At 70.8% G+C, this 10,687-nt stretch carries 9 protein-coding genes; 5 read left to right on the forward strand and 4 right to left on the reverse strand.

The genetic code is table 11. The annotated features are described in order from the left end of the window. Positions 1-1,204: alpha/beta fold hydrolase (locus AC27VN_RS20110; protein WP_490877649.1), on the reverse strand; the 1,204-nt coding region annotated here is incomplete at its 3' end. A gap of 270 nt (positions 1,205-1,474) precedes the next feature. Between AC27VN_RS20110 and AC27VN_RS20115 the strand changes: the two genes are divergently transcribed. The 5 genes from AC27VN_RS20115 (at position 1,475) to AC27VN_RS20135 (ending at position 8,594) form a co-directional block, all read left to right on the forward strand. Beyond that, positions 1,475-2,926, forward strand: coding sequence for an MFS transporter (locus AC27VN_RS20115; RefSeq protein ID WP_490877650.1), 1,452 nt, complete (start codon positions 1,475-1,477; stop codon positions 2,924-2,926). A gap of 278 nt (positions 2,927-3,204) precedes the next feature. Then, complete coding sequence (locus AC27VN_RS20120; protein ID WP_490877651.1) at positions 3,205-4,764, forward strand: FGGY family carbohydrate kinase; 1,560 nt, start codon at positions 3,205-3,207, stop codon at positions 4,762-4,764. Continuing rightward, positions 4,761-6,440, forward strand: coding sequence for a glycerol-3-phosphate dehydrogenase/oxidase (locus AC27VN_RS20125; RefSeq protein ID WP_208510386.1), 1,680 nt, complete (start codon positions 4,761-4,763; stop codon positions 6,438-6,440). Before AC27VN_RS20120 ends, AC27VN_RS20125 begins: the two co-directional genes overlap by 4 nt. Beyond that, a complete protein-coding gene (locus tag AC27VN_RS20130) occupies positions 6,437-7,987 on the forward strand; it encodes an FAD-binding oxidoreductase (protein WP_490877652.1) in 1,551 nt (516 codons plus the stop codon). The genes AC27VN_RS20125 and AC27VN_RS20130 overlap by 4 nt, the downstream gene beginning before the upstream one ends. Positions 7,988-7,997: 10 nt before the next feature. After that, positions 7,998-8,594, forward strand: coding sequence for a glycerol-3-phosphate responsive antiterminator (locus AC27VN_RS20135; protein WP_057596439.1), 597 nt, complete (start codon positions 7,998-8,000; stop codon positions 8,592-8,594). Here the strand turns inward: AC27VN_RS20135 and AC27VN_RS20140 are convergent. From AC27VN_RS20140 to AC27VN_RS20150, 3 genes are all read right to left on the reverse strand, one after another. Further along, positions 8,591-9,523 (reverse strand): DUF3014 domain-containing protein, encoded by a 933-nt coding sequence (locus AC27VN_RS20140; RefSeq protein ID WP_490877653.1) that lies wholly within the window; start codon positions 9,521-9,523, stop codon positions 8,591-8,593. The two genes, AC27VN_RS20135 and AC27VN_RS20140, sit on opposite strands and share 4 nt — an antisense overlap. Before the next feature lie 179 nt (positions 9,524-9,702). Next, positions 9,703-10,371: an alpha/beta hydrolase gene (locus tag AC27VN_RS20145; RefSeq protein WP_490877654.1), complete on the reverse strand. Its 669-nt coding sequence runs from the start codon at positions 10,369-10,371 to the stop codon at positions 9,703-9,705. 30 nt (positions 10,372-10,401) lie between these two features. Beyond that, on the reverse strand, positions 10,402-10,687 hold a 286-nt coding region (locus AC27VN_RS20150; RefSeq protein ID WP_490877655.1), incomplete at its 5' end, for a nitronate monooxygenase.

Consider the following 10,687-nt stretch of genomic DNA (forward strand, 5'->3'; position numbering starts at 1 on the left):
GCAAGGGAACGAAGACCGGCGCCGGCGAATCCGCGCGCACCTCTGTGCGCGCGAGGGCTGCGCTTGACTGCGCCGCGATCGGCGCCGTGCCCTCGAAGGCCGTGCCGTCGTCGAGCGCGATGCACAGCTGGGGCACCGAAGGCGCGGCCGGCTCGATGTCGCGCAGCTTGGCATCGAGCCAGCCGAGCATCGCGTCCATGGCATCGACGCTGCCGCAGCGCGCGGGCTTGTCGCGCTGCCCCGCGCGCGGATTCACATGGCCCGAGCGCAGCACCATGAGCCGCACATCGCCGCCGACGGCCTTCAGCTGGCGCCAGTTGCGCAGGCCCTCGTCCATGTCGAACAGCACGTCCTCGCTGGCCTGCACCACCAGCGCATCGACGCGGCGCGACGGCTGCCCGGACCAGCTCAGGCCCGAGGGCCCGTGCGCCTGGTAGGCATCGCGCAGCCGCTGCGCATCGGCGCCCATGTCGTTCCAGGACCAGGCACCGGGCTTCGGCGCCGTCTCGCACAGCGGCCGCAGCAGGCCGCCGTCGCGCACCTTGCCGCGCTGCGCCATGAAGCATTCGAACTGCACGAAGCCCTGCTTGAGCACGCCCTGCGGCGCCAGCGAATGCTGCAGGTCGTACCAGGTCATCGACGGGATCGCGGTCGCGATGCGCGGCTCGAGTTGCGCGAGCTGCATCTGGTAGCCGCCGCCGTACGAGCCGCCGATGCTGCCGATGCGCGGCCTGCCGTCGGCGCCCTTGCGCAGCGGCAGCTCGCGCTCGGCCCAGTCGATCAGGCTGCGGATGTCGGCGATCTCGGCCTGCGGATCCATGATGCGGCTGTCGCCGCCGCTGTCGCCATGGCCGCGGTGGTCGAAGCTGATCACCGCATAGCCGCGCTCGACCAGCGTGGGCACGAGGCGGTCGACGCGCGACCAGTAGCTCGCGGCCGAGTCGGTGTCGCGCGGCGGCAGTTCGCGCAGCCGGCCGAGGCCGAAGCCGCTCGCATGCAGCACCAGCGGATAGCCGCCCTCGGGTTTCGCATCGGGCAGGAACAGCGTGAACGCGACCTTCGTGCCCCTGGCCGCATCGGCGCCCGCGAGCGGATCGGGCACCGTCGATGGCACCGCGTGCTGCTGCACGGTGGCCGCGTGCGCCGCCGGCAAGGCCAGGCAGGCGGCGGCGCCCAGCGCGATGGCGTGGATCAGGGTCTTCATGTCTCGTTCGTTCCTCGTCATGTCTTTCGAAGCACGCGACTCTAGGAACGCGGGCCGCCGCCGTTTGTCCCCGCGGGAACAGATGCAACACGGTGGCTTCTGGCGGTTCTAGTGGTTAACACCGCCTCGAATCACATTCATTGACGGATTGAAAACTTCGCACTTAGAATTTCGGCGCAGGTTCAGATTTAAAGACCATCTGTGAGATGGCTTTGTCGCGCCTGCATGGTTTGCATCGTCTTCTTGCGGATTATTCCAATGGAGACAACTGTGCAACCCAACGCGCTCAAGATCCGCGGCATCGACGATGTCATCGCCTACCTGGATTCACGCCAGGGCATCAAGGGCCGGGCCGCCGTCATCTGGTGGCTCGCACTCGGCGGACTGTTCCTCGACGCCTTTTCCAATTCCGCACTGAGCGCGGGCCTCGGGCCCATGACGCGCAACCTCTCGCTGAGCGCCGCGCAGGTCGCGCTGATGACCTCGATGGCCTCGTGGGTCGCGATCGCCTTCAATCCCATCGGCGGCTGGATGGCCGACCGCTGGGGCCGCATCCGGCCGCTGATCCTCGCCAAGGTGCTGGCCGTCACGGGCGCGGTGATCGTGGTGTTCGCGCCGGGCTTCGAGACGATCCTGGTCGGCCGCTTCTTCGTGGGCGCGGCCTACGGCATCGACTTCGCGATCGCGATGGCGGTGCTGGCGGAGTTCACGCCGGCGCGCTTCAAGAGTCGGCTCAACACCTGGCAGGGCATGTGGTACCTGGCCGTGTGCAGCAACCTGCTGCTGGCGCTGATGTTCTATTCGTGGAACGTGGGCGACTCGATCTGGCGCTACTCGGTGGCCGCCACCGCGGTGTTCGGCCTCGCGATCCTGCTGCTGCAGTTCGCGCTGCTGGTCGAGAGCCCGGTCTGGCTCGCGCGCAAGGAGCGGCTCGACGAGGCCGCCGCCGCCATGAGCCGCATCTATGCAGAGCGCTTCGCCGCCGCGCCGCGCCACGAGCGCGTGCCGGTCACGAACCAGGCCCGCCGCGGCGCGGCCAACGTGCTGCTGATCTTCCGCGGCGTCTACCTGCCGCGCACCATCCTCGCGGCCACGGTGCAGATCGGCCAGTCGATCCAGTACTTCGCGGTCGGCTGGTACCTGCCGCTGATCAGCGCCACGCTGTTCGGCAAGGACTTCGCGCAGGCCACCATCGGCGCGCTGGCCTTCAACGTGTTCGGCATCTTCGGCGGCTTCCTCTCGCCGTGGATCGGCCGCAAGCTCGGCCTGCGCCGCGCCTCGGCCTTCGGCTTCGCGATGGTGTTCCTCATGCTGCTGACGCTGGGCCTGTTCCATGGCCGCATGCCACTGTGGCTGGCGGTGGCGGTGCCCTCGCTGTTCATCCTGTTCCACTCGGGCGGACCGGGCGCCAACGGCAAGAGCCTGTCCTCGCTGTCCTTCCGCAGCGAGCTGCGCGCGGGGGCCAACGGCATCATCGGCGCGCTCGGCTCCATCGGCGCGGCGCTGGGCCTGCTGGTGTTCCCGCTGTTCCGCGAGAAGTACGGGCTCGAGCACACCTTCCTGATCCTCTCGGTGGTGCCGCTGATCGCCAGCGCGATCTGCTTCGCGATCCGCTGGGACCCGACCCGTACCGGAATCAACCCCGACAACGAAGCCGGTGCGCCGCAGTTCAAGGACGACGCGCGCGCCGGCATCCCTTCCGATTCGCGTAGGGCCTGTTAACACTATGCAAGGGGTCGCGAAGCTCGCCAAAGCCCGCCCATCAAGGCGCGCGACGACGCGTGTGCGTCCGCACACGCTAGGAGCGCAACGCCGAGGGGCGGGCTTTGGCGAGCTTCCCTCCGGGTTGCCCCGCAAAGGGGCCGTCTGCGGCGTTGCCCGCGCTTGCAAGGCGCCAGCCTTGCTGCGCGTGGGCGCCTTGCATCCAGCCCCTTTGCGGGGCAACGCGACCCCTTGCATAGTGTTAACAGGCCCTCACCCGCCGTGGGAAAAATGAACCGATGAGCTCCACCACCGAGGACGTGATCCTCTCCATCGACGAAGGCACCTCGGGCACGCGCGCCGCGGTCGTCGGCCGCGACGGCCATGTCTCCTGCCTCGAGTACGCGCCCCTTTCGGTCGACACGCCGCGCCCCGGCGTGGTCGAGCAGGACGCCGACGCGATCCTCGCGAAGACCCTGGCCGTGTGCCGCGCCAGCGTGGCGCGCGCCCAGGCCGAGGGCAAGCGCATCGCCGCGCTCGCCATCGCCACCCAGCGCTGCTCGGCCGTGCTGTGGGACACCCACACGGGCCGCGCGCTGGTGCCCGTGATGGTCTGGCAGGACACGCGCCATGTCGACGAACTGGCGCGCCTCGCGCCCGAGTGGGACGCGCCGCTGATGCGCCAGCTCGGCCGCCCGGTCGGCGTGCGCTCGCCCTACCTCTGGGCCACGCACCACCTGCGCGACACGCCGGCCGTGGCGCATGCCTTCGAGCAGGGCCGGCTCGGCTTCGGCACCATCGACAGCTGGCTGCTGTGGCACCTGTCGGAGCGGCGCGAATGCGTGACCACGCCGACCAACGTGACTTCGGGCAACGCCTACGTGCTGGCCGAGCACCGCTACCAGCTCGAGTGGATCGACACCCTGGGCTTTCCGCGCGCGCTGCTGCCCGCGCTGCGCGAGGATGCCGGCGACCTGGGCCGCACGCGCGCCGAGCTGCTCGGCATCGCGGTACCGATCCTCGCCTGCGCGGGCGACCAGCATGCGGGCGCCGTCGGCCTGGGCTGTCTCGACCGCGCGCAGGCCATGTGCGTGCACGGCACCGGCAGCTTCGTCGACGTGATCACCGGCACCGTGCCGCCCCTCGACGCGGGCCTGCATCCGGGCACGCTCGCCATGACGGCGCGGCGCTCGGGCGGCGTCTCGCACTTCGCGGTCGAGACCTATGTGGCCACCACCGGATCCGCGCTCAACTGGGTCTGCGAGAAGCTGCAGTGGTTCGAGAACGCGGCGCAGATCGGCGCGCTGGCGGCCGAGGCCGCGAGCGCGAACGGCGTCAGCTTCGTCCCCGCCCTCACGGGCCTGCGCGTGCCCGCCATGGAGTCGGCCGCGCGCGCCTCGCTCACCGGCATCTCGATGGCGACCACGCGCGCCGAGGTGGCGCGCGCGGTGCTAGAGGGCATCGCGCATTCGGTGGCCGCGTGCATCGCGGCCAACGAGCAGGTCTCGGGCCTGCAGGTGTCCGAGCTGGTGGTCGGCGGCGGCCTGTCGGGCAGCTCGACCCTGCTGCAGATCCAGGCCGACCTCAGCGGCATGCCGGTGCGCCGCATGGCCGAGACCGAGCGCGCGAGCCTGCGCGGCGCCGCCTTCCTGGCGGGTGCCTCGGGCCTGCTGTGGCCCTCGCTGCAGGAGGCCCGCGCCACGCTGGCCACCGACGCGGTGTTCGAACCCGCGATCGGCGCCGACGAGCGCGAGGCCCGGCGCGCGCAATGGCAGGCACGGGTCGACTCCGAGCTCGCGCATGCGCAGCGCTTCAAGAACCCACCACTTTCCACCACGCCAGGAGAACTTCCACGATGAGGGTCCTGCCATCCCTTCGACCGGCCAGGGACCGCGCCGAGATGACGGCCACCGAGCCCCTGCGCCTGCACCGCCCCGACCTGCTCGCGCGCCTGGGCGACGAGCACTTCGACATGCTGATCGTCGGCGGCGGCATCACCGGCGCCTATGCCGCGCTCGATGCCAGCCTGCGCGGCTACCGCGTCGCGCTGGTCGAGAAGGACGACTTCGCCTTCGGCACCTCGTCGAAGTCCTCGAAGATGGTGCACGGCGGCCTGCGCTACATCGAGCAGGGCAACCTGGGCCTGGTGCGGCACTCGCTGCTCGAGCGCCAGCGCCTGCGCCGCAACGCGCGCCACCTGGTGCAGCGCCTGCCCTTCCTGTTCCCTGTGATGGAGCGCGAGGGCGTGTTCGACAAGCGCCTGGCCAAGGCTTTCGAGAGCCTGCTGTGGACCTACGACATCGCGGGCGGCTGGCGCGAGGGCATCCTGCACCAGAAGCTCAGCAAGGCCGAGGTGCTGTCGCACTGCCCCACCTTCCGCGAGGAGCACCTGACCGGTGGCTTCATGTACTTCGACGCGCGCGTGGACGACGCGCGCCTCACGCTCAACGTGGCGCGCACCGCCGCCTTCCACGGCGCCGCGGTGCTCAACCATGCGAAGGCGATCGAGATCACGCGCGACGCGCACGGCAAGGTCGACGGCGCGATCGTGCAGGCCGACGGCCGCGAGATCCGCGCGCGCGCCCGCGTCGTGGTGATGGCCACCGGCGTCTGGCTGCGCGACTGGGACGGCCGGCGCAAGAACGAGGAGAAGACGCTCAACGTGCGCCCGGCCAAGGGCGTGCACGTGGCGATCCCCTGGCTCAAGATCCGCAACGACTGCACCGTGACCATTCCAGTGCCGGGCCGCAACCGGCGCGCGACCATCACGCGCTGGGGCAACGTCTCCTACCTCGGCACCACCGACGAGGACTACGAGGGCAACCTCGACGACGTCTGCTGCACGCGCGAGGAGCTCGACTTCCTGCTCGAGGGCGCGCGCTCGGCGCTCAAGACCGACCTGCGCGCCGAGGACGTGGTCGGCAGCATCGCGGGCTGCCGTCCGCTGGTGGCGCCGCCCGGCGGCAAGACGCTCGAGATCAAGCGCAACCACGAGATCCGCACCGCCTCCGACGGGCTGCTGACCATCGTCGGCGGCAAGCTCACCACCTCGCGCCACATGGCCGAGCAGACCATCGATGCCGCGCAGAAGGTGCTGGGCCGGCGCGCCGGCTGCAAGACCAAGTCGGCCTTCCTGCTCGGCGCGGCCGGCTACGACGCGCAGGCGATCACCGCCTCGGGCGGGCTCTCGGCCCACCTGGGCGAGCGCTACGGCACCGAGGCGCGCTTCGTCAGCGACATCCTGCAGGACGACCCCGGCCTGCAGAAGCCGATCGTCGAAGGCCTGCCCTACAGCGAGGCCGAGATCGTCTACGCGGTGCGCCACGAACTCGCCCGCACCGTCGACGACGTGCTGTCGCGGCGCATCCGCGCGCGCCTGATGGCGCGCGACGCCTCGGGCCGCGCCGCGGACCGCGTGGGCGAAATCCTCCAGGCCGAACTCGGCCTGTCCCCCGCCGAGACGGCGCAGCAGGTCACCAGCTACCGCGCCGCCCTCGCACACGAAAAATCCATCCTCATGGGAGAAAGCAGATGATCAGCAAGGACGCCATCCAGCGCGGCTACAACCGCCGCAACTACATCGTCGGTGCGCACACGCCACCGGCCTATGCGAAGACCATCGCGGCCACCGACGGCCCGGCTGGCCTGCAGCGCGCGCCGATCGCGGTGCCGCCCGCGCAGCTCGAGGCGCTGCGCCAGGCCGCCGACGAGGTGCTCACCGCCACCGCCGACGTGGTGGCCTGGACGCGCGACTGGTGGGCCGGCTCCATGGTCAGCGAGACCGGCGGACAGCCCGCCACGCCGCAGGCCGCGATCGTGCGCGTGTCGAGCGTCGAGCAGATCCAGGCCGTGATGCGCATCGCGCACGCGGCATCGATTCCCGTCACCGTGTCGGCCGGCCGCAGCAACGTGACCGGCGCGGCGCTGCCGGTGCGCGGCGGCATCGTGCTCGACGTCTGCGAGCTCAACGAATTCATCGGCTTCGATGCCGAGAGCCAGATCGTCGAGGTCGAGGCCGGCATGTTCGGCGACGTGTTCGAGGAGACCATCCAGCGCGACCACCGGATGACCATGGGCCACTGGCCCTCGTCCTTCGGCATCAGCACGGTCGGCGGCTGGGTCGCCTGCCGCGGCGCGGGCCAGCTCTCGACGCGCTACGGCAAGATCGAGGACATGGTGTTCGGCATGGACGTAGTGCTGGCCGACGGCAGCCTCGTCACCGTGGGCGGCTACTCGCGCGCCGCGGTCGGCGCCGACCTGCAGCAGCTGTTCATCGGCTCCGAGGGCACGCTCGGCGTGATCGTGCGCGTGCGGCTCAAGCTGCACCGCCTGCCCGACTACGGCCGCGCCATCGCCTTCGGCTTCGACAGCTTCGCCACCGGCCTCGAGGCCTGCCGCCAGATCATGCAGCGCGGCGCCAACCCGGCCGCGCTGCGGCTGTACGACGCGCTCGAGAGCAAGGTGCAGTTCGAGCTGGCCGACACGCACGTGCTGCTGATCGCCGACGAGGGCGCGCCCGAGATGGTCGACGCGGTCATGGCGATCAGCGAGCGCGCCTGCCGCGAGCTGGGCCGCGAGCTCGACGGGCCGGTGATCTTCGAGCGCTGGCTCGACACCCGCTACCTCACGGGCAAGAGCGCCGAGGGCTTCAAGCGCAGCCCGGGCTTCGTGGCCGACACGCTCGAGATGAGCGGCCGCTGGAGCGACCTGCCCGCGATCTACGACGAGGTGGTGGCCGCGATCAACGCCGTGCCCGGCACGCTGGCCGGCTCGGCCCACCAGTCGCATGCCTACGTGGACGGCGCCTGCCTCTACTTCTCGTTGCGCGGCGAGGTCGAGGTGGCGGACCGCGCGCGCTGGTACCGCGCGGCCTGGGACGCGGCCAACGCGGTGCTGGTGCGCCACAATGCCGCGTTGAGCCACCACCATGGCGTCGGGCTGCTGCGTGCGCCCTACATGGCCGACTCGCTGGGCAGCGCCTTCCCGGTGCTGCAGGCGATCAAGCGCACGCTGGATCCGAAGAACATCCTGAACCCGGGCAAGCTCGGCCTCACCGACGAGCTGCCCCCTTCCGCAGACTGAGCCCCATCGAATGGACCGTTCCCTCGGCGCGCGCCTCGCGCGGCACCCGATCATCGCGACGCTCTACGGCGCGGAGCAGATCGACAGCTTCGTCGACAGCGCGAGCGAGATCGCCATCGTCGCGAACGTGGAGCTGCGCCGGCTGCAGGCCGTGGTCGCGACCATCACGCGCGCGGACAAGATCGCCATCGTCAACATCGACAGCTGCGAGGGCATCTCGCCCGACAAGGGCGGCGTGGAGTACCTGGCCGAGATCGGCGCGACCAGCCTGGTGTCCACGCGCGTGGCGACCATCCAGCGTGCCAACCGCGCCGGCTTGCTGACCATGCAGAAGGTGTTCGTGACCGACCGCTCGACCTGGCCGCGCAGCGTGAAGGCGCTCGAGCAGAGCGACCCGAACCTGGTCCAGCTGATGCCCGCGCCGATGCTGCCGCACATCTCGATCAAGGAGCGCAACGCGCTGCCGCCGATCGTCGCCTCGGGTTTCGTAATCACCACCAACGACGTGCGCAGCGCGCTCGCGGCCGGCGCGGTGGCGGTGTCGACCAGCGACACCGCGATGTGGAGCCTCGACATCCAGGCGCCGAAGACCGGCGCGGCGGGCTAGGACTTCTTCTTCGCGACCTCGCCGGTGGCGATCTGCTGGCGCAGCGCGCGCAGGCTGGCCTTGAGCTTGCGCTCGTTCTCCGGGCCCATGCGCACCATGATCTTCTGGCCCGCGCTGAGCGACTCGAGCTGGGGATCGACGTACTCGTAGCGCGTCCACGGGCGCTGCGAGGGATAGTCGCCCTTGACCTCGACCAGCCGCACCTGCACCGGGCCCTTGGGCTCGGGCGCGGCCAGCAGGTGGTCGATGACCGCGATCAACCGGTCGTTGAAATAGCGGCCCGGATAGCCGAGCTCTTCATAGGCCTGCTGGAACAGCGGATAGAGCCGCGCGTACACGCCCGCGGCCTTGGCCGGGTCGACCGATTCGGCGAGCAGCACGAAGCCGTTGTAGCGCGCCGCATTGTTGGCCGCGATGGTCTGGTTGGCGCCCTGGCCCTCGGTGATGAAGCGCTGGCCCGTGGGCTGCACCGGCCAGGCGCTCGCGGGTGCCTGCTCGCGCGCGAGGTTGTCGACCGTGGCGACGAAGCGCCGCACCACGCCGTCGGGGCGCAGGAAGGTGTTGGCGTTCTTGCCGCCGAGCAGTTCGGCCAGCGCCTTCAGCACGCGCGAGTCGGAGTCGGCCAGCGAGGGCAGCGCGGCATCGGGCGGCGCGAGCGCGTCGACCGGGTTCTGCGGGCCCGAGGCCACGGGGGCCGGCGCGGGCGCGGGCGGTGCGTCTTCGGGCGTGGTGGCGGCCACCGGCGGTGCCACGGGCTGTTGCTGCTGCTGGTACCAGCGCCAGCCGAAGTAGCCGGCCACCAGCAGCACCAGCACGAGCAGCGCCCACGGCAGCATGGAGCGCTCGCGGCGCGGTGCGTAGTCACGGGTCTCGCCCGCGGTGCTCATGTCGCGTTCGGCACGGAGTTCGTTGTTGTCGTTCTCGGGCATGTCGGCGTGTCTTTCCTGTGGCGTGCGGTGCGTGATGACGAACCGTCATGTTGCACGAACAAGAGGACCGGAACGCGCCGGTCCTCGTAACCCCGTGTGACGCCCTCGCCACACGGAAGTTCAGCCCCGCCCTCGACACGCAGGTGGCGCCACCGGTTTCCGGGGCGCGCGCTCGGCGCTCAGTGCGCGGCCGTGAGCGACTGCAGCCAGGCCAGCGTGCCCTGCAGCTCGGCCGGCCGGATCTCGTGGCCGCCGGGGAAATCGCTGCCCGCGAGCGCGAGCGGCAGGCCGCGCGCCAGTTCGCGCGTGGCCTGCGCGGCCGCGGGCGGAATCACGTTGTCGGCGCTGCCATGGCTCACCCACAGCGACTTGCCTTCGAAGGCCTCGGGCGCGGCCACCTGGGGCAGCACCTGCGGCAGCAGCCGGCTGTGCCAGACCATCGCGGCGCGCATCGACGCCGGCCTGGTCAGCAGCAGCGACAACGCCATGATCCCGCCCTGGCTGAAGCCGCCGACCACCACGCGCTCGGGCGGAATGCCCAGTTGCGCCGAGGCCGAAGCCAGCATCTCGCCGACCAGGAAGCGGCTCTCGCGCTCCTGGTCCTCGTCGATGCGGCGCTGGCCATCGGCCAGCACCTCGAACTCGAACCAGGCATAGGAGCCCGGCGTGAGCACGTAGGGCGCGCGCAGGCTCAGCACGTGGAACTGCGGCGGCATCAGGCGCGCGAGGCCGAACAGGTCCTGCTCGTTGCTGCCCACGCCATGCATCAGCACCAGCAGCCAGGGATCGCGCGTGCCGACGGCGGTCGGTTGTTCGAGGAATTGGAGCGGCAGTTGGAGCGTGGTCATGTCGATGGAAGAAGAAAGCGGAAGGTCCTGTCAGCGCACCGAGGCCTTGAAGCCTTCGGCCAGCGAGCGCGTGATCTCGGCGGTGGGCTGTTCGCGGCAGCCGCTCGCGTTCTGGCCCGACCACAGCGGCGAGAAGTCGCCGCTGCCCTGGGCCTCGGCCTTGGCGCGCAGCGGCGCGATCGCCGAGGTGGCGAGCGGGAATTCGGGCGCGGGGCCGATCGGGCCCAGTTCGCGGATCACGCGGTTGACGATGCCGCGCGCGGGCCGGCCGGTGAACAGGTTGGTCAGCGCGGTGTGGCGCGCGGCCTCGCTCTTG

It is taken from the genome of Variovorax sp. 20P10.2.4 (assembly GCF_058244205.1).